The following is an 18,555-nucleotide window of genomic DNA, read 5'->3' on the forward strand; positions in this document are numbered from 1 at the left end:
TGCCGGAGCTGCTCAAGCCCGGTGCGCCGGCCGTGGAGCTGCGTGGCAACTGGGCGATTCATCGCTCCCGGGTACTGGCGGTGCCTGGACCCGATAACCGTCTGGCACAGCAGATTCCGATGACCCTGAATCTGGGCCTTGACCACCGCCTGACGAAGCCGCCGTTGGAGGCCCTAAGTGGCAGCTTCAGCTGGGGCGGCAATCTGAGCCTGAGCCGCGGCGCCACCCAGCGCTTGGCCCAAGATCGTTGGGCGGGCTTGTCCTCCACCCGGGTTTTGGACGTCTATGCCTTGTGGAAGCAAGACAAGCAAAGCGCATGGCGGCTGTCCTTCAGCAATCTGCTGCATCCCGACCGGGTCAGTACTCGCCGCGTTTTGGCCGAGGGCCTGGACCATCGCTTGGAAGAGCGACTGCAAAGCGGCGTGAACGCGCGACTGCTGTGGGAACGGAGTCTTTGACGTCGCTTGGGGTGGGGTGGACGCGGCCCTTCATAATTCATCCTCGCCCCCGCCGTTTCTTGAGATGCTAGCTTTTGATCATGGATAAATTCTTGCTGCCGCAGCTGGTGCTGGAACGACTGGCCGAAGACCTGCAGCAAGTTGAGCAGGCTGCCCGGGCGGCCCATGAGACGGCGACGCACGAAGAAAACATCGCCGAGAACAAGTACGACACCTTGGGTCTTGAGGCGGCCTACCTGGCTACCGGCCAAGCCCGCCGCGCCGAAGCCATCCGCCAGGCGATGGCCCATTGGCGTCAGTTTCGACCACTCCCCTACGACGCCAGCAAAGGGATACAACTCGGCGCTTTGGTCTGCCTGGTGGACTCCGACAACCAGCAGCAACAGCTCTTTCTCGGCCCGGCCGGTGGCAGCATGAAGTTGCTCAGCGGCGATCAGTCCGTTCAAGTCATCAGTTGCGAAGCCCCCTTGGGTCTGGCCATGCTGGGCAAGTTCGAGGGCGATGAGGTGTCGATACAGCTTGCTCAAAACCGACAGCAGTTTGAGGTGCTGCGGGTTGATTGAGCCGCAAGAGAGTTCACGCCGGATTGATTCGGATTTTGTATCCCTGATCCTGCTCCGAAGCTCTGAAGATGGGCTGGTGCGCGCTTTGACTCGGCCCGCCGCCGTGCTCATGGTGCCCGGGCCGGCTTTGGCGAGCCAGCTTCCCTCGGTGCTCACTGCGCGGGTCAGCGGCGGCAAACTCGCTCCGCGAGCAAAGCTCGCTGCGCTCAAACAAGTGCCGCCAAGTCAGATGTTGAAGCGCGCTGCGCGCGCCCGACCCGCTACGCTGCGCTCTCGGCCGGGCACAAATCGCCCGTCGGCGGGCCGAGTCAAATCGAAGTGGGCGTTAGGTCAGGGTGTTGAGGCCGTGCCTCACGCGTAAAACCCAATAGTCCGCCCCGGGCACAGAGCAGCCTCAGGGCTACTTGCTGCGCATGAAATGGACTTGCCTCGCTCGGTCAGTTTTTCGGCGCGTCACAAAGCCGGAACTCGCTTGGTGAATAGTTACTCGCCTTGGTCGACTTTCGGGCGTAACGTCGAATTCGCACTGTCGGCAAGAGGCGGAAGTCCATGAGGAAAGCTTAAGAGAAACATCAGCAAACCGTGAGGACGCCCAGCTGACGAGCGAGTACCATGGCTCAGCCGAGATGTGAGGCGCAAAGATTCGCGGTCTTCGGTTAAGGGCCGCGACAAAGCCCACCGGGCGGCACCGAGCCCCTTGTAGCTGTACGCCAGTTCAACACACCAGGACACCGTATGCCCAAGTTCACCGTCAACATCCCCGTCGAAACCGACGCACCGAAGGTCGTGGTGGACGTCAACCCGCAATCGCCGATGGCAGCTGGCCGCCACCGATTCAGCCTGGTGGTGGTGGACGACTCGGGCAACGAAAGCGCACCAGACACCATTGATCTCATCGTGGCCGATCGCGATCGCCCCACCGCCGTTCTGCAAGGGCCCGAGATCGCATCCGTCGGCAAAGAGTTCACGCTGAATGGCGCCAAATCCTTCGACACTGGTGGCGGCACCATCAAGACTTGGCGCTTCACCTACCTCGGTCCTTCCATTCGTTGACAGAGATGCCGGTTCTGCGACGCGACCAGCCCGTGAGCAGCACCCAGCCTCGTCTGGTGGTGCACAACCAGTTAGCACCGGGCCGCCACCGCTTTGCTTTGGTGGTGGTGGACGAACACGGACGGGCCAGCGCGCCCGACATCTGCGTTGTGACTGTGCGGCCCAAAAGCGAGCGTAGTCAGCGCCCTGTGAAGGCTAGCAACCCATGAGCGAACTCATCAGCCCCGGTGTGCAAGTCATCCTGGTGAGCCTCGTACTGAGTTTTGCCCTTGTGACCGTGCTCTCGCCCTTGTTGTTGTGGTGGTACCGGCGCCGCGTGGCGCACTGGATGAGCCAAGGCAGGGCTGACGACGAGGCCGCCGCCACCACGCAAGCGGATCCGCCAGGCCCGCCGCCACGCTGGGTGCGCTTGTCGGGGCAGTTAGCAACAGCAGCGACATCCTCATTGCCAGCGGGCCCCCACACCTGGTCGCCCGGCCAGCTGCGCTTGGTCGCAGGCCATGCCGCCAGTGGTGGGATTTGCGCGCTGCTGCTCACGGTGGCCTTCTGCTCGCTCTTCTCGCAATACCTCAGCGCGACCATGGTCGCCACCGTGCTGCTGGCAGCGCTGGTGCCCACGGCGGCGCTGGTGCTGGTCTTGCTGAGTACCAGCACCCGGCAGCGCGTGCTGAGCGCGGCGGCGGCAGGCGCGCTGCTCTGGATGCTGCCAGGCGACTCACAGAGCCTGGCCAGCAGCCTTTACCTGCTGTTCGTGCTGGCGCCGCTGGGGCTGCTGGTGGTGTTTGGCCTGCGCTTCTGGCGCGGTGTGGCGCCCATGGTGCTGGTGGTGTCGCTCGCGGCCAGCGCGCTGGCGGTGACGATGGCGCTGCTGGGCTCGCGCGGCCTGGGTCTGGAAACGGTGTGGGGCTGGCGCCTGGCTGGGCTGATCGCAGGCGCTTGGCTGGGCTACCGCGCACTGCAGGCGCTGCAGCGCGCCTTTGATGCGGGGCGCTTCAGCGATCTCGATCTCTTCATCGACACCTGGTGGCTGGCCTTGCTGCTGGTACAAGCCACGGTGCTGGCCGTGATGGCGGAGAACCCCGCCTATCTGGCGCTGGTGGCCGCCTACCCGCTGGTGGTGGGTGTGCGCCGCGCGCTGTGGCGGACTTTGCCGCTAGCGAAGCCTGAGGCAGCAGCGCGCCCGCTCTTGCTGCTGCGCGTGTTCAGTAAAGAAGGCCGGATGGAAGCGCTGTTCGATCGGATCGAGCAGCAATGGCGCCACATCGGCCCCATCCACATGATCGCCGGCTGGGACCTGGCGCTGCGCAATATCGGGCCGAGCGACTTCGTCGCCTTTGTCGCCGGGCGGCTGCGCTCGCAGTTCATCAGCAGCGCGCAGCAGTTGCAGGAAAGGCTGCAGAGCCTGCCCACGCAACGCGATGCCGATGGGCGCTTTCGCGTGTCGCACTTTTGGTGTCACTCGCACACCTGGCAGCCGACCATGCGCGCGCTGGCGGCACGCAGCCACGCGGTGCTGATGGATCTGCGCGGATTCAACGGCGACCGAGAAGGCTGCTGCTATGAGCTGCTGCATCTGGCGCGCCACGCGCCCGAGATGCCGGTGCTGCTGCTCGTCGACAGCCCCGAGGTCTATGCCGAACTGCAGCGACTGCTGGGCGGCGTTGAAAGCGCCAGCGCGGCATGGATGGTGGCCGACGTGGCCAGCGACAAGCCGGTGCTGCCTCCGGCGTGGCTGGAGCGTCTGTCCGCCGGCCCTGCCACAAGGAGTTGAACCCATGAAACTCGAGCGATACCGCCTGCGCGTTCTGCTGCCACTTTGCGGCGTGCTAGGCCTGGCTGGCCGCGCTGCTGCGCAAAAGCCTGCCGCCCCAAGACCAGCCGTTCTGGTGGGGCACTGGCGTCGCACCCGCATCGTGATGGACGAGCCCATCGACGACCACCTAACGCTGAGCGCAGACGGCCGCTTGAGCGCCTGGCAGGTGACGGCTAAATCGCGCAGCACGCCCCAGCCTGGAAGCTGGCGCGTGGAGGATAAACAGTTGATGCTGCAGGTCGAGGGCGAAGAAGAAGGCGGCGCGCCCTACTTCATCCACGAGGGCCGGCTGGTCTTCCCCAACATCCCCAACCGTCGCCAATTCTGGGACCGGGTGCAGTAGCGCGGCGCTGGCCTGGAGGGCCTGCGCTTGTCAGTGCTGCTCTCGTGTCAGCCGCTCTGCAAACGAAATCCCGATGGCGGAAAGCACGAAGGTGAAATGGATGACTGCGATCATGGTCACGACTTGGACGTTCTCCAGGGTCAAATCGCCGCTCAAATAGGTCTTCAAGGCGTGCACGCCCGAGATGGAGATGATCGCAAACGCCAGCTTCAACTTGAGGTTGTAGGTGTTGACGTGGTCGAGCCAGTCGGGCTTCTTCATGTCGGCTTTGTCGAAGTGGCCCGTGGTCACAAACAAGGAAACCCCAGCCAGTGCTACCACCCAAACCAGTTGGGCCACCATGGTCATGTCCACCAACTCCAGCACCTTGATGATCAGCGCAATTTTTTCCAAATCACCAAACAGCAGCGTGGTCATCAGCTTGTAGGTTTCGAAGAGAAACTTGCCCAAGATTCCGAAGATGATGCCCACCAAACCGACATAGAAAAACAGCATGGTGAAACGCATGCCGTACAGCAATGAGCCGACGCTCGAGAGAAGCTTTTCCATCAGTGACTTTCAATAACAACAAGACGCCATGCTGAACCAGGGCTCAGCATGGACAAAGTTTGTGACGCCTCTCGAACAGAAGCTGCCGGCCCGCACACTAACAGCAAAACACCGGATTTTTGAAACCAAAGGCGCTGCATCAGGCCTGAATTCTCGCAGGCCAATGCCGGGCACCGTATTCAGATGACTGTGCCTTGAAGGATTCGAGCTGAGCCCAAACCGTTCAGCGCCCGCAAGACGGCTTCGGCCGTGGCCGGTGCGCGCAGATCGGGGTCGCAGCCGGCCGGGCCGGTCGAGGCGATGGCGTCCTTGATGGCCAGCAGCACCGAGATCGGTAAGAGCAGCGGCGGCTCGCCCACCGCCTTGGAGCGGTGGATGCTGTCGGCTGCATTCGGCTGGTCGAACAAGGCCACCCGGAAGTCCGGCGGGCTGTCGTTCGCCGTAGGGATTTTGTAGGTGCTGGGCGCGTGGGTCAGCAGGGCGCCGCTGCTGGGGTGCCAGACCAGTTCTTCCATCGTCAGCCAGCCCATGCCCTGCACGAAAGCGCCCTCGATCTGGCCGATGTCCAGCGCGGGGTTCAGCGAGCGGCCCACATCGTGCAAGACATCGGCGCGGATGACACGGCTTTCGCCCGTCAGGGTATCGACCAAGACTTCCGAGACGGCGGCGCCGCAAGCGAAGTAGTAGAACGGCTTGCCCTGCAGCTTGGTGCGGTCCCAGTGCAGGCCGGGCGTGGCGTAAAAGCCCTCGCTCCAAAGCTGCACCCGCTGCATATAGGCTTTGTGCACCAGCTCGGCAAAACTCATCGAGTGAGCGCCGGCGCTGACCCGCTCGTCCGCAAAACTCACCTCATCCGCCGAGCATTGCCACAGCTGCGCAGCCAGCGCGGCCAGCCGGCTCTTGATGCGCGCGGCGGCGTCTTGCGCGGCCTTGCCATTCAGGTCGCTGCCGGTGGAGGCGGCGGTGGCGGAGGTGTTGGCGATCTTTTGGGTGTCGGTGGCGCTGCAGCGCACGCGCGCCAGGCTCAGCCCCAGCTCATGCGCCACCACCTGCGCCACCTTGGTGTTCAGGCCCTGGCCCATCTCGGTGCCGCCGTGGTTCACCAGCACCGATCCATCGGTGTAAACATGCACCAGCGCGCCGGCCTGGTTCAGGTGCACCACATTGAAGCTGATGCCGAATTTCAGCGGTGTCAGCGCGAGGCCTTTCTTCAAGACAGGGCTGCGAGCGTTAAAGTCGCTCACCGCTTGACGGCGCTGGGCGTAGTCGCTGCTGGCTTGCAGGCCTTCGATCAGCGGGGCCAGGATGTTGTCTTCAACTTGTTGTCCGTAGGGCGTGATGTTGCGGCCGCCCTCATCGGTGTAGAGATTGCTCAGCCGCACCTGCAGCGGGTCACGCTGCAAGCGGCGCGCCACCGCGTCCAGAATCATCTCGATGGCCAGCGCTCCTTGCGGCCCGCCAAAGCCGCGAAACGCGGTGTTGCTCTGGGTGTGGGTGCGGGCGCAAAAGCCATGCAGAGCCACATGCGGGAAGAAATAGGCATTGTCGAAATGGCAGAGCGCCCGCGCCATCACCGGCGCCGACAGATCCGCCGAGTGGCCGCAGTTGGAGATCAGCTCCACCTCGGCGCCGAGGATGCGCCCTTGTTCATCAAAGCCCACGTCCCAGCGGTAGTCAAAGCCGTGGCGTCGGCCAGTGATCATGAAGTCGTCATCGCGGTCCAGGCGCAGCTTGACCGGGCGGCGCAGCTGGGTGGCGGCGAGGGCGGCCACGCAGGCGAACAGGGCCGACTGCGACTCCTTGCCGCCAAAACCGCCGCCCATGCGCCGGCATTGAACCTGCACCTGGTGTGAGGCCCATCCCAGCGCATGGGCGAGTAACTGCTGCATCTCACTGGGGTGTTGGGTGGAGCAATGCACCAAGAGACCTTGGCTCTCCTGCGGGACGGCGTAGCTGATCTGGCCCTCCAGATAGAACTGCTCCTGCCCGCCGACCGACCATTCGCCGCTGAGCCGCAGCGGCGCCGCTGCCAAGGCGGCCGCCGCATCGCCACGGCTCAGGTGCATGGGCGGCAGCACATAGTGGCCCTGGGCATGGGCTTCTTTTGCCGTCAGCACAGCGGGCAGGGCTTCAATTTGCAAAGCCGTTTTGGCCAAGGCGGCGGCGCGGCGCGCCAGCTCGCGGCTGCTGGCGATGATGGCAAAAACCGGCTGGCCCAGATAACTCAAAGTCTCGCCGGCAAGAATCGGGTCATCATGAACCAGCGGCCCGCAGTTGTTTTCGCCGGGGATGTCGGCTGCGGTCAGCACTGCCACCACGCCGGGCTGGGCCTGCAAGAGCGCCAAATCGATGGACAACAAGCGCCCATGCGCCACCGGCGACAAGCCCAGGGCCGCATGCAGAGTGCCATGCAGCTCGGCGATGTCGTCGGTGTACGTCGCTTCGCCGCTGACGTGCAGCGCGGCGGATTCATGCGGCTGGCTTTGGCCTACGCGTTCGCCCGCGCTGCTTTGCTGGGGCGCCTTCATGCCGCGCTCCCCGCGCGGCGATCAAAGCTGACGGCCTGCCACACGCTCAACTCACTCGCCGCCAGCGGCTGCTCGGCGCGTGTTTCCAGCCAGAGTCGGCGCAGCAGGTTTTGCGCCACTTGCAATCGGTAGCCGCTGCTGGCGCGGGCGTCGCTCAGAGGCGTGAAGTCTTGGCTCAAGGCAGACTGCGCTGCTTGCAGCGCAGTCTCATCCCAGACCTGGCCCAGCAGGGCGGCTTCGGCAATCGCTGCGCGTTTGACCACAGCGGCCATTCCGCCATAGACCAAGCGTGCTGCGAGCACCCGATGGCTGCCGGGCTCCAACTGCAAGGCCAACACGGCGCACACGGCGGAGATATCGCTGTCATAGCGTTTCGCCACCTTGTAGGCGCCGAGGCGCCAGTCCGGGCCGGGCAATGGCAGGTGCATGGCCTCGACGAATTCGCCCGGCTGCCGGGCGTTTTGCATATAGCCGAGGTAGAAGTCTTCCAGCTTCATGCGGCGCTGTTGGGCACCGTGGCGCAAAACGATCTCGGCGCCCAGGGCGATCAGCGCGGGCGCGCCGTCGCCAATCGGCGAGCCATTGGCGATATTGCCGCCCAGGGTGCCGGCCTGGCGCACCGGCGGCGAGGCAAAGCGCAGCCACAGTTCGCGCAGCGCCGGTGCGGCCTCGGTCAGTGCCGACCAGGCTTCTTCCAGCGAGGCGGCGGCGCCTATCCACAAGCCCGGCTGGCCGTGAAAGTCTTGCGGGCGAATCTGCCGCAGTTCGGCCACCGCGCCCACAAAAATCAAATCGCCCACATCGCGGAACTGCTTGTTCAGCCACAGGCCGATGTCGGTAGCCCCGGCCAGCAGCCGGGCTTGCGGTTTGGCCTCGCACAGCGCCGCCAACTCGGCCACGGTGCGCGGCGCATCAAAGGCGTCCACCCGGCCTGCATAGGCTGGGTTCGGGGCTTGGTAATGCAGAGCTTCATCGGCCTGCAATTGGCGCAAAGCCGCGACGATGGGGGCTCGATCAATCGTTTGGGGTGGCAGCGTGAACATGCGCTCGCCGGCGTCCAGAATCGGGCGGTAGCCGGTGCAGCGGCACAGATTGCCGGCCAAGTCATCGGCCAGTTGTTGGCGCGTGGGTCGGCTATCTATCTCTTGATGGCGCTCGTAACAAGCTTGCAGCGTCATCACAAAGCCGGGGGTGCAAAAGCCACACTGCGAGCCGTGGCAGTCGATCAGGGCCTGCTGCACCGGGCTGGGCTTGGCGGCCGAGCCCAGGTCTTCGACGGTCAGCACCGCCTGGCCGTCCAGCGTGGGTAGCAGCTGGGTGCAGGCGTTGACATTGCGCAGGTGCAGTTGCCCGTGCTCATCCAACTCGCCCAGCAAGACGGTGCATGCGCCGCAGTCGCCCTCGGCGCAGCCTTCTTTGGTGCCTGTGCAGGCTTGGCCGGGCTGGTGTTCACGCAGATAGCTGAGCAGCGTGGTCGTGGTCGGCAGACCTTGGACGGACCGAATCTGGCCCTGCTGGAAAAAGCGGATCGGACGCGGCTGCATGCTCATCGAAACCAAACTCACCAAGCTGCTGGGCCCTTGACGATATACGATCCTGTCCCGCCTCTTTTGAAAACGCTGCCTTGTCCACTTCAACGCCACAGAAAGTCGCCCTGCGCGGCGACCTGCTCGACTTCACTGCCAGCCCCGCCTGGGGCGACTTGGAGGGCGGCGGCGCGGTGCGCTTCCAGCCTGACCATTGGTTGCTGATCGATGAGCGGGGCCGCATTCAGGGCACGCAGGCGCAAGAGCCGGATCAGCAGTGGCACAGAATCGATCACCAAGGCAGCCTGATCCTGCCCGGCTTCATCGACACCCATGTGCATTGCCCGCAGCTCGATGTGATCGCCTCTTACGGCGCCGAGCTGCTGGACTGGCTCAACACCTACACCTTTCCGGCGGAATGCCGCTATGCCGACCCCGCCGTGGCCCAGGCCGGTGCGGCGCGTTTTCTGGATGCCTTGCTGGCCCATGGCACGACGGCGGCGGTGGTCTTCCCCACCGTCCACAAGGTGTCGGTCGAGGCCTTGTTCGAAGCGGCGCAGCAGCGCGGCATGCGCCTGATCACTGGCAAGGTGCTGATGGACCGCCACGCCCCGGCCGCCTTGTTGGACCCCAGCGTGGCCCAGGCCGAGCGCGACTGCGTGGACCTGATCTCGCGCTGGCATGGTGTGGATCGCCTCAGTTATGCGGTGACGCCGCGTTTTGCGCCCACCAGCACGCCCGAGCAATTGGCCATGGCTGGCGCGCTCTGCCGGGCCGATGCCTCGCTCTATATGCAAACCCATGTGGCCGAGAACCGCGAGGAGTTGCGCTGGGTCAGCGAGCTGTTCCCGCAGGCGCGCAGCTATCTGGATGTGTATGCCCGAGAGGGCTTGTTGCACCCGCGCTCGGTTTTGGCCCATGGCATCTGGCTGGATGATGAAGACCGCCGTGTGCTGGCCGCCAGCGGCGCGCAGGTCGCCTTCAGCCCCTCGTCCAACCTTTTCCTGGGCAGCGGCTTGTTTGATTGGCCGGCGGCGCGGGTCGGGCAGGTGCAGGTGTCGGTGGCCAGCGATGTGGGCGGCGGCACCAGCTTGTCCATGCAGCGCACGCTGCTGGATGGCTACAAGGTGCAGGCCATGGCAGGCCAGCGCCTGACGGCTTGGGCCGGCTTGCATGCCGCCACCCGCGGTGCCGCCGAGGCCTTGGGCCTGGGCGCGGAAATCGGCCATTTCGGCGTGGGCACCCTGGCCGACGTCTGCGTTTGGGATTGGGCACGTGGCCCGGTCGCCGAGGCGCGCGACGCGGTGGTGCGCGGCCTGCATGAACGGGTGTTTGCCTGGATGAGCTTGGCCGACGACCGCAATCTGCGCGCCGCCTATGTGGCTGGGGTGTGCAAGCATTCGGCCTGACTTCGGCTTGATTTTTGCCCTGCTTTTTGCCCGTCTTGCCGGGTTTGCCCTGCCTCTGCATCGAGCCACGGCGCTAGGGCCCAGGCTGATTTGCCCGGATACTTGCGTTTGAACTTGTCGCCCGCCTTCTTCATGAGCCCAGCCCGCCTGCAACTTTTCGGCATCAGCAAGCAATACCCCGCGGTGCGGGCGAATGACGCCATCGACCTGACGGTGGCTCCGGGCCAGATCCATGCGGTGCTGGGCGAGAACGGCGCCGGCAAGTCCACGCTGATGAAGATCATCTATGGCGCGGTGCAGCCCGATGCCGGCCGCATGCAGTGGATGGGCCAGCCGGTCACGATCAAATCGCCGGCTCAGGCTCGGGCCTTGGGCATCAGCATGGTCTATCAGCATTTCTCGCTGTTTGACACGCTGACCGCGGCCGAGAACGTCTGGCTGGGTCTGGACAAAAGCATGGGCTTGGCCGAGGTGACTCAGCGCATCGAGACGCTGGCCCAGACCTATGGCCTGGAGGTCGACCCGCAACGGCCGGTGCACAGCCTCTCGGTCGGTGAGCGCCAGCGGGTGGAGATCTTGCGTGCCTTGATGACCGAGCCCAAGCTCTTGATCCTGGACGAGCCCACCTCGGTGCTGACCCCGCGCGCGGTGGACAAGCTCTTCGTCACCCTGCGCCAGTTGGCGGCGCAAGGCTGCTCGATTTTGTATATCAGCCACAAGTTGGATGAGATCCGTGCGCTCTGCGATCACTGCACCGTCTTGCGCAGCGGGCGCGTCAGCGGCGAGGTGGACCCGCGCACTCAAAGCAGTGGGGAGCTTTCGCGTCTGATGATCGGCGCCGAGCCGCCAGCGGTGCAGCGTCAGCCTCGCCGGCCCGGCCCGCTGGCCTTGAGCCTGCGCCGCCTCAGCCTGGCCAAGGCTCAGCCTTTTGGCACCACCTTAGTAGATATCGATCTGGACCTGCATGGCGGCGAGATCGTTGGCGTGGCTGGTGTCTCTGGCAACGGCCAGCAAGAGTTGCTGGCGGCGCTCAGCGGCGAGGACCGCCGCGCTCAGGCCGGCGCGGTGCAGCTCTTCGGGCAAGACATCGCGCGCAGCGGCCCGAGCCGGCGCCGCAAGCTGGGTCTTCACTTTGTGCCGGAGGAGCGCCTGGGGCGGGGCGCGGTGCCCAGCTTGTCGCTGGCGCAAAACACCTTGCTGACGCGTACCGAGCGCGGCCCGCAGGGCTCGCTGGGCCCTTTCGGCTGGTTGCATCAGCGCCGGGTTCAACATCTGGCCGAGCGCTTGATTGCGCGCTTTCAGGTGCGCGCCGGGGGCGCTGGGGCGGCGGCGCGCAGCCTCTCGGGCGGCAATTTGCAAAAGTTCATCGTCGGCCGGGAGATCGATGCCGGCCCCAAGGTGTTGATCATTGCTCAGCCCACATGGGGCGTGGATGTGGGCGCGGCTGCGCAGATCCGCGCCGAGTTGTTGCAGCTCAGCGCCGCCGGTTGCGCCGTGCTGGTGCTGAGCGAGGAGTTGGACGAATTGTTTGAGATCAGTGATCGCCTGGTGGTGATGGCGCAAGGGCGCTTGTCACCCTCGGTGTCGGTGAGCGAGGCCAGCCGGTCTTTGATTGGCGAGTGGATGAGCGGCCTTTGGCAGGCCCCGGCGCTGAATGCGATGGGAGGCAATGATGTTCAGGCTTGAACCGCGTGCGCAGCCCTCTCAGCTGATGAGCCTGATCTCGCCGCTGATCGCATTGGCGGTGACGGTGGCGCTGGGCCTGGGCTTGTTCCTCTTGCTGGACAAAGATCCGCTGCGAGGCTTGCAGATGTTTTTCTGGGAGCCGATCCGCAGCCCGCAGGCCTGGGGCGAGTTGGCGCTGAAGGCCACGCCGCTGCTCCTGATTGCGCTCGGTTTGGCCGTTTGCTTTCGCGCCAATGTCTGGAATATCGGCGCCGAGGGGCAGTTCATCGTCGGCGCCTTGGCGGCCGGCTGGGTGGCGATGCAGGCGGATGCCAGCAGCACGGCGGCGGTGATGGTGCCGGCCATTTTGGTCGCGGGGGTGCTGGGCGGCATGGCCTGGGCCGGCATTACCGCGCTGCTGCGGGCCGGCTTCAATGCCAATGAGATTTTGGTCAGCTTGATGCTGGTCTATGTGGCCGATCTGCTCTTGGCCTATCTGGTCTACGGCCCCTGGAAGGATCCGGCGGGCTTTAACTTCCCGCAAAGCATCAGCTTTCTGCCGGAGACCAAGATTCCGCGCCTGTTCGAGGGCAACCGAGTGAATATTGGCGTGCTGATCGCTTTGGCCTCGGCCCTGGCTTGCTGGGTGCTGCTGTTTCGCTCCTACCTGGGCTTTTCGCTGCAGGTGGGCGGTCTGGCACCGGCGGCGGCGCGCTACGCGGGGTTTTCCTCGGAGCGGGCCTTGTGGACGGCGCTGCTGCTCTCGGGCGCCATGGCCGGTTTGGCGGGTGCGCTGGAGGTGGCCGGTCCGCTGGGTCAGCTGACGCCTTATGTGCCGGCCGGCTACGGCTTTGCGGCCATCATCGTGGCCTTTGTCGGGCGCTTACACCCGCTGGGCATTGTGCTGTCCTCGGTCTTGATGAGCATGTTCTACATTGGCGGCGAGTTGGCGCAGTCGCGCTTGGGCCTGCCCAAATCCATCACCGGCGTGTTCCAGGGCTTGCTGCTGTTCTCGCTCTTGGCCTGTGACACCTTGATCAATTACCGCTTGCAGCGCAGCGCTGCGCCTGCGGTGGCAAGAGGGCAATGAGCATGGACAGCATTGCACCGCTGATTGCGGCCTCGATGAACGCCGGCACCTTGCTGGCGCTGGCGGCATTGGGCCTCTTGATCAACGAACGCGCCGGCATCGTCAATTTGGGCGCAGAGGGCCTGATGCTGGTGGCCGCGGTGGCCGGCTTCGCCACTGCGGTTCATACCGGCAGCGACGGCCTGGCTTTTGTGGCCGGCATGGCCGCGGGCGCGCTCTTGTCGGCCGTGTTTGGCCTGCTGGTGATCTGGCTCAACACCAATCAATATGCGGCCGGTCTGGCGCTGAGTCTTTTTGGGGCAGGCTTTTCCGCCTTTGTCGGCCTGCGCTACACGCAAGAGAAGCTGAGCCCGCGCAGCAGTTATGAACTGCCCTGGTTGGCCGATCTGCCTTTTGTCGGGCCGGCTTTCTTCAAGCAGCACCCCTTGGTTTATGGCGCGATTGCGCTGACCGCGCTGCTGGCTTGGTTTTTGTATCGTTCGCGCGCCGGCCTGGTGCTGCGCGCGGTGGGCGAGTCGCCTGAGTCCGCCCATGCGCTGGGTTATCCGGTGCGCAAGATCCGGCTGGCGGCGGTGGTGGCGGGTGGTGCGCTGTGCGGCCTGGCGGGCGCCTATGTCTCGGTCATCTACACACCGTTGTGGGTTCAGGGCATGATTGCCGGTAAAGGCTGGATTGCACTGGCCTTGACGACTTTTGCGACCTGGCGGCCGGCGCGCATTTTGCTCGGCGCCTATTTGTTCGGTTTTGTCACCATGCTGCAATTCCATCTGCAGGGGCAGGGTGTGCAGATCCCCAGTCAGTTCCTCAGCATGCTTCCCTATCTGGCCACCATCGTGGTTTTGGTGCTCATTTCCAGCAAGGCGGCCTTCATTCGGGCCAATATGCCGGCCTCGCTGGGCAAACCCTTCTTCCCTGGCTCATGATTTTTGATTGGAGAGAAAGTCAATGAATAAGCGACATTTGCTGTTGAAACTGGCCTCCTTGAGCGCCCTGGCGGCCAGCTCGGTCTTGGTGGGTTGCGGCAAAAAGGCTGAGGAGGCTGCGGCCCCTGCCGCCAGCGCCGCTTCAGCGCCCGCCAAGGCCGAAGCCTTGAAAATCGCCTTCGCCTATGTCGGCCCGGTGGGGGACGGCGGCTGGACCTTTGCCCACGACAACGCCCGCAAGGCAATCGAGAAAGAGTTCGGTGACAAGGTCGTGACCCGTTTTGTGGAAGGCGTGCCCGAGGCCGCCGACGCCGAGCGGGTCTTCCGCGACATGGTCAGCACCGGCAACCAGCTGGTGTTCGGCACCACCTTTGGCTACGGCGAGTCCATGCTCAAGGTCGCGGCCGATCACCCCTCGGTCAAGTTTGAGCATGCCACCGGCTACAAGCAGGCCGGCAATCTGCGCACCTATGACTCTCGCACCTATGAGGGCGCCTATATGGCGGGTGTGATCGCCGGCAAGATGACGAAGAGCGGCACCTTGGGCGTGGTCGGCTCCATCCCCATCCCCGAAGTGATCCGCAACATCAACAGCTTCACCCTCGGTGCGCAAAGTCAGAATCCCAAGGTGCAGGTCAAGGTCGTCTGGGTCAACAAGTGGTTCGATCCCCCGCAAGAAACCGAAGCCGCTCAAACCTTGATCAATGGCGGCGCCGATGTCTTGATGCAAAACACCGACTCCAGTGCGGTGCTGCAAACCGCCGAGAAAAACGGCAAGTACGCCTTCGGTTGGGACTCCGACATGACCGCCTACGGCCCCAAGGCCCACCTGGGCTCGGCCGTGATCAACTGGGCGCCTTACTACATCACCGCGGTGCGTGAGGCGCTGGATGGCAAGTGGACGGCCGGTGCCGGCAAGAATGCCTGGTGGGGCGTGAAGGAAGGGGCGATCGATATGGTGTCGGTGCCCGAGACCGTGCCGGCCGAAACGCGCGCCCAGATCGACAAGATCAAGGCGGGGCTGAAGGATGGCTCCTTCGCCATCTGGAAAGGCCCCATCGTCGGCCAGGACGGTAAAGAAGTCCTGAAGAAGGACGAAGTGGCCGACGATAAATTCCTCTCCGGCATCAACTTCTACATCAAGGGAGTGGATAGCAAGCTGCCGAACGCGAAATGACGCCTTGCAAGCTTGAAGCCATGAGGCCGAGCAAGATCTGACCCCCTAAGCCGAGGGCGCATCGATGGACAACAGCACGCAGCAAGCCCGCGATACGGGCGCCTTGAACTTCGATGCCATCCCTCGGCCGGTCTTGCTGGACCTGCTGCGCCGCGCGCCCAAGGCCGAGTTGCATCTGCACATCGAGGGCACGCTGGAGCCGGAGCTGATTTTCAAGCTGGCGCAGCGCAATGGGGTCAAGCTCAGCTACCCCTCGGTCGAGGCCCTGCGGGCGGCCTATGCCTTCACCGATCTGCAGAGTTTTCTCGACGTTTACTACGCCGGCGCCGGCGTCTTGCTGACAGAAGAAGACTTCTTCGATCTGGCCTGGGCCTATTTCGAACGGGCTGCGGCCGATGGCGTGGTGCACGCCGAGATTTTCTTCGACCCCCAAACGCACACCAGCCGTGGCGTGCCGATGTGGGCGGTGATCTTGGGGCTGCACCGGGCTTGTCAGCGGGCGCAGGCCGAGTTGGGTCTGAGTGCCCGACTGATACTGTGTTTCTTGCGTCATCTGAGTGAAAAAGACGCGCTGGCGACGCTGGAGGCGGCCTTGCCCTGGCGCGAGCACTTCATCGGCGTTGGCCTGGACAGCGCCGAGCAAGACAACCCGCCTGAGCGCTTCGCCCGCGTCTTTGCGCGTGCTCGTGAACTGGGTCTGCATGTTGTGGCTCATGCCGGCGAGGAAGGCCCGCCGGCCTATATCTACGGCGCGCTGGACGCGCTGCAGGCCGAGCGCATTGACCACGGCGTGCGCTGCCTGGAGGACCCCGCTCTGGTGCAAAGACTGGTGGATCAGCGCATGCCGCTGACGGTTTGCCCGCTGTCCAACCTCAAGCTTTGTGTGGTGCCGTCCCTGGCCGAGCATCCCTTGCGGCGCATGGTGGACTTGGGCTTGTGCGCCATGGTCAATTCCGACGACCCGGCCTATTTTGGCGGCTATCTGAATGACAACTTCTTGCGTTGCTTTGAGGCCGACCCCAGTCTGGGCGCCCGCCATGCCCATGCTTTGCTGCGCAACAGCTTTGAGGCCTGTTTTGATCTGGATGAGGCCAGCCGCCAGCAGCGCTACCGCCAGATTGATGCGCTTTTTCTAGGCGCCGCCGCGGGTTTAGCTCGCGCGGGCTGAGGCGCGACGCTCCGCAGCGGGATTCCCGCCTAAAATTCGCCCTCCTTCTTGGGACTACCTTGCTATGACCGCTGCTTTGCTGAATTCCTCGCTGACCTCTTTGCCCCTGATTGCCCGTGGCAAGGTGCGTGAAAACTACGCCGTGGGTGAGGATCGCATCCTGATGATCGCCAGCGACCGGCTCTCGGCTTTTGACGTCATCATGGGCGAGCCGATTCCGGGCAAGGGCGCGCTGCTGACGCAAATGGCCTTGTTCTGGTTCGACAAGCTGACCGGCATCGTCCCGAATCACCTGACCGGCGATGACCCGCTGTCGGTGGTCAGCGAGGCCGAAAAGGCCCAGGTCAAAGACCGCTCCATGCTGGTCAAGCGCCTGAAGCCCTTGCCCGTTGAGGCCGTGGTGCGTGGCTATCTGGCCGGCAGCGGCTGGGCCGAGTACCAGCGCAATGGCCAGGTCTGCGGTGTGCAATTGCCGGCCGGCCTGCAAAACGCCTCCAAGCTGCCCGAGCCCATCTTCACCCCGGCCACCAAGGCCGAGATGGGTGACCACGATGAGAACATCTCCTTTGACCGCATGGTCGAGATCATCGGCCTGGATCTGGCCACCCGGGTGCGCGACATCTCGATCCAGCTCTACAAGCGCGCCGCCGATTTCGCCTTGACCAAGGGCATCATCATTGCTGACACCAAGTTTGAATTCGGCCTCGATGCCGACGGCACTTTGACGCTGATGGACGAGGTCTTGACCCCCGACTCCTCGCGCTACTGGCCGGTGGAAAGCTATGCCGTCGGCATCAACCCGCCCAGCTATGACAAGCAGTTTGTGCGCGACTGGCTGGAGCAAGCGGAAGTGGACGGCAAGCCCTGGGGCAAGACCGCGCCAGCGCCCGCATTGCCGGCCGAAGTGATCGAAAAGACCGCCGACAAGTATCGTGAGGCCTTGCAGCGTCTGACCCAATCATGAGCATCAAGAGTCGCCTGCTGAAACGGCTGGACGCCGAAATCGCAGCGGCGACCGGGTCGACCCAGCCTGCTGTTTTGAAGGTGCAAAAAGCGCTGCTGCTGGGGCGTCATGGACAGATGGCCTTGGCACGAGAGCAACTCACCGCCTTGCATTTGCAGTCCTTCCAGTACCCCCATCCGGAATTGGGGGCTTGGCTGCATTTTGCCGAGGGCTTGATGAGTTACTACACCGACTTCAGCAGTGCCGCCAAAGAGAAGATCTCGCATGCGCGGGTGATTGCATCGGGTGCGGGGTTGAAGTCGCTGGACGCTTTGTGCTCGGCCTGGCTGGCGCAGCTGGCCTATGTTCGGCACGAGTTGGGTGCCATGCTCAGTCATGCCCAAGCCTGCGATCAGGTCGCCAGCGCTCAAGACCACGCCGCCCGTTACCGCCTGTGCACCGTGATGGGTCTGGCTTTCAATTTTGCCGCTCAGCAGGAAGCGGCCAAGCTTTGGTATGCCAAGGCCCGTGCTCATGCCCAAGCGGATGGTGACGACGCCTCGATCTCGGCCCTGATGTACAACATGGCGGAGATGCGCGCCTCCCAACTGCGCCGTGAGGCGGTTTGGTCTGACGCCAATGGACAAGGGCAGGGCCTACTCTTGGGGGCGGACTCCATCAAGAATTACGACGCCGCCGTGGGCGGCTCGGTCAAGCCAGATTTGACGCCGGTCTTGCGGGCGCAGATCCTGGTGGTGGAGGGCGAGTACGCTCAGGCGCTGGCTTTGTATGAAGCGCATTTGCCGCAGACGGTGTCAGCGGGTTTGGCGCGTTTGAGCGGTAGCCTCCTGGCCGATATGGCCTGGTGCCGGGTGCATCTGGGCCAAACCGAGCGCGCGCTGCTGCAGGCCCAGGAGGCCGAGTTGGAATCGCATGAGCACTGCGATGTGGACGACCGCGCCATCTCGCACAGCCGCTTGGCCCAGGTTTACCGGGCCTTGGGCCATGGGAGCCAGGCAGCGCGACACGCCGAACAGGCCCAAGCTTTGTGGCGCGATTTCAGCGCCGATCAGCAGCAGTGGGCGCAGGCGCTGCAGGGCCTGGCTTTGCGCCCGGTCTGAAGTTCGAGCTCAGCGGCTGCGGTCGCAGCCGAGACTGCAGTCTGTCAAGGCAGCTTTGTGTATCGAACCCGATGCTGGTTCTGTTTTGAGTGGCACTGCAGCCCGGGCCGTCGCCGGGCTCATGGCTCGGGGGTCGGCCCTGTGGGCCGACTGCCTTGCGCTGCTCTCCACCCCAGCACCTCAACCATACAAGTTTGCTGCCGCTGACCCGCGGAGTGAGTGCCGA

At 64.2% G+C, this 18,555-nt stretch carries 15 protein-coding genes and 1 pseudogene; 13 read left to right on the forward strand and 3 right to left on the reverse strand.

Annotation, left to right across the window (positions count from 1 at the left end; all coding sequences use genetic code 11):
- The 5 genes and pseudogenes from ACOVRJ_RS00470 to ACOVRJ_RS00490 form a co-directional block, all read left to right on the forward strand.
- Positions 1-458, forward strand: a pseudogene (locus ACOVRJ_RS00470) (hypothetical protein); the annotation flags it as partial.
- A gap of 80 nt (positions 459-538) precedes the next feature.
- Positions 539-1,021: a GreA/GreB family elongation factor gene (locus ACOVRJ_RS00475; RefSeq protein WP_422041944.1), complete on the forward strand. Its 483-nt coding sequence runs from the start codon at positions 539-541 to the stop codon at positions 1,019-1,021.
- A 735-nt stretch (positions 1,022-1,756) separates the two neighbouring features.
- Positions 1,757-2,074 carry a hypothetical protein gene (locus ACOVRJ_RS00480; protein ID WP_422041945.1) on the forward strand — a complete coding sequence of 106 codons (318 nt, stop codon included), beginning with the start codon at positions 1,757-1,759 and terminating at the stop codon, positions 2,072-2,074.
- A gap of 205 nt (positions 2,075-2,279) precedes the next feature.
- Positions 2,280-3,845, forward strand: coding sequence for a hypothetical protein (locus ACOVRJ_RS00485; RefSeq protein WP_422041946.1), 1,566 nt, complete (start codon positions 2,280-2,282; stop codon positions 3,843-3,845).
- A 4-nt stretch (positions 3,846-3,849) separates the two neighbouring features.
- The gene (locus tag ACOVRJ_RS00490) at positions 3,850-4,230 is read left to right on the forward strand and encodes a hypothetical protein (RefSeq protein WP_422041947.1); all 381 of its coding nucleotides are present in this window, start codon (positions 3,850-3,852) and stop codon (positions 4,228-4,230) included.
- A gap of 30 nt (positions 4,231-4,260) precedes the next feature.
- Here ACOVRJ_RS00490 and ACOVRJ_RS00495 read toward each other — a convergent pair whose 3' ends face one another.
- The 3 genes from ACOVRJ_RS00495 to xdhA form a co-directional block, all read right to left on the reverse strand.
- Positions 4,261-4,779, reverse strand: a complete 519-nt coding sequence (locus tag ACOVRJ_RS00495; RefSeq protein ID WP_422041948.1) for a YqhA family protein — start codon at positions 4,777-4,779, stop codon at positions 4,261-4,263.
- 179 nt (positions 4,780-4,958) lie between these two features.
- Complete coding sequence (gene xdhB, locus ACOVRJ_RS00500; RefSeq protein ID WP_422041949.1) at positions 4,959-7,307, reverse strand: xanthine dehydrogenase molybdopterin binding subunit; 2,349 nt, start codon at positions 7,305-7,307, stop codon at positions 4,959-4,961.
- Positions 7,304-8,857, reverse strand: a complete 1,554-nt coding sequence (gene xdhA / locus ACOVRJ_RS00505; protein WP_422041950.1) for a xanthine dehydrogenase small subunit — start codon at positions 8,855-8,857, stop codon at positions 7,304-7,306. Before xdhA ends, xdhB begins: the two co-directional genes overlap by 4 nt.
- 74 nt (positions 8,858-8,931) lie before the next feature.
- On the opposite strand from xdhA, the gene guaD reads away from it, so the two are divergent.
- The 8 genes from guaD to ACOVRJ_RS00545 all read left to right on the forward strand — a co-directional run bounded on the left by guaD (position 8,932) and on the right by ACOVRJ_RS00545 (position 18,329).
- Positions 8,932-10,242 (forward strand): guanine deaminase, encoded by a 1,311-nt coding sequence (guaD, locus tag ACOVRJ_RS00510; protein WP_422041951.1) that lies wholly within the window; start codon positions 8,932-8,934, stop codon positions 10,240-10,242.
- Positions 10,243-10,374: 132 nt separating this feature from the next.
- Positions 10,375-11,928 (forward strand): ABC transporter ATP-binding protein, encoded by a 1,554-nt coding sequence (locus tag ACOVRJ_RS00515; protein WP_422042022.1) that lies wholly within the window; start codon positions 10,375-10,377, stop codon positions 11,926-11,928.
- Positions 11,915-12,997, forward strand: a complete 1,083-nt coding sequence (locus tag ACOVRJ_RS00520) for an ABC transporter permease (RefSeq protein WP_422041952.1) — start codon at positions 11,915-11,917, stop codon at positions 12,995-12,997. Before ACOVRJ_RS00515 ends, ACOVRJ_RS00520 begins: the two co-directional genes overlap by 14 nt.
- A 2-nt stretch (positions 12,998-12,999) precedes the next feature.
- Complete coding sequence (locus ACOVRJ_RS00525) at positions 13,000-13,920, forward strand: ABC transporter permease (protein ID WP_422041953.1); 921 nt, start codon at positions 13,000-13,002, stop codon at positions 13,918-13,920.
- Between the two features lie 22 nt (positions 13,921-13,942).
- Positions 13,943-15,097, forward strand: coding sequence for a BMP family ABC transporter substrate-binding protein (locus ACOVRJ_RS00530; RefSeq protein ID WP_422041954.1), 1,155 nt, complete (start codon positions 13,943-13,945; stop codon positions 15,095-15,097).
- Between the two features lie 64 nt (positions 15,098-15,161).
- On the forward strand, positions 15,162-16,265 hold the full coding sequence (locus tag ACOVRJ_RS00535; protein WP_422041955.1) for an adenosine deaminase: 1,104 nt from the start codon (positions 15,162-15,164) through the stop codon (positions 16,263-16,265).
- A gap of 64 nt (positions 16,266-16,329) precedes the next feature.
- Entirely contained in the window at positions 16,330-17,229 is a 900-nt protein-coding gene (locus ACOVRJ_RS00540; RefSeq protein WP_422041956.1) for a phosphoribosylaminoimidazolesuccinocarboxamide synthase, read from the forward strand.
- A complete protein-coding gene (locus ACOVRJ_RS00545) occupies positions 17,226-18,329 on the forward strand; it encodes a hypothetical protein (RefSeq protein WP_422041957.1) in 1,104 nt (367 codons plus the stop codon). Before ACOVRJ_RS00540 ends, ACOVRJ_RS00545 begins: the two co-directional genes overlap by 4 nt.
- The last annotated feature ends 226 nt before the right edge of the window (positions 18,330-18,555 follow it).

The sequence above is a fragment of the Roseateles sp. genome (assembly GCF_049240545.1).
Lineage (GTDB): Bacteria > Pseudomonadota > Gammaproteobacteria > Burkholderiales > Burkholderiaceae_C > Paucibacter_A.

Excerpts from the sequence above, each read along its gene's own strand:
- ACOVRJ_RS00480 (WP_422041945.1), top strand. The coding sequence starts at position 1,757 with ATGCCCAAGTTCACCGTCAACATCCCCGTCGAAACCGACGCACCGAAG.
- ACOVRJ_RS00540 (WP_422041956.1), top strand. The coding sequence starts at position 16,330 with ATGACCGCTGCTTTGCTGAATTCCTCGCTGACCTCTTTGCCCCTGATT.
- ACOVRJ_RS00525 (WP_422041953.1), top strand. The coding sequence starts at position 13,000 with ATGGACAGCATTGCACCGCTGATTGCGGCCTCGATGAACGCCGGCACC.
- xdhA (WP_422041950.1), bottom strand. The coding sequence starts at position 8,857 with ATGAGCATGCAGCCGCGTCCGATCCGCTTTTTCCAGCAGGGCCAGATT.
- ACOVRJ_RS00545 (WP_422041957.1), top strand. The coding sequence starts at position 17,226 with ATGAGCATCAAGAGTCGCCTGCTGAAACGGCTGGACGCCGAAATCGCA.
- ACOVRJ_RS00530 (WP_422041954.1), top strand. The coding sequence starts at position 13,943 with ATGAATAAGCGACATTTGCTGTTGAAACTGGCCTCCTTGAGCGCCCTG.
- ACOVRJ_RS00485 (WP_422041946.1), top strand. The coding sequence starts at position 2,280 with ATGAGCGAACTCATCAGCCCCGGTGTGCAAGTCATCCTGGTGAGCCTC.
- ACOVRJ_RS00515 (WP_422042022.1), top strand. The coding sequence starts at position 10,375 with ATGAGCCCAGCCCGCCTGCAACTTTTCGGCATCAGCAAGCAATACCCC.
- ACOVRJ_RS00490 (WP_422041947.1), top strand. The coding sequence starts at position 3,850 with ATGAAACTCGAGCGATACCGCCTGCGCGTTCTGCTGCCACTTTGCGGC.
- ACOVRJ_RS00495 (WP_422041948.1), bottom strand. The coding sequence starts at position 4,779 with ATGGAAAAGCTTCTCTCGAGCGTCGGCTCATTGCTGTACGGCATGCGT.
- xdhB (WP_422041949.1), bottom strand. The coding sequence starts at position 7,307 with ATGAAGGCGCCCCAGCAAAGCAGCGCGGGCGAACGCGTAGGCCAAAGC.
- ACOVRJ_RS00520 (WP_422041952.1), top strand. The coding sequence starts at position 11,915 with ATGTTCAGGCTTGAACCGCGTGCGCAGCCCTCTCAGCTGATGAGCCTG.
- ACOVRJ_RS00535 (WP_422041955.1), top strand. The coding sequence starts at position 15,162 with ATGGACAACAGCACGCAGCAAGCCCGCGATACGGGCGCCTTGAACTTC.
- ACOVRJ_RS00475 (WP_422041944.1), top strand. The coding sequence starts at position 539 with ATGGATAAATTCTTGCTGCCGCAGCTGGTGCTGGAACGACTGGCCGAA.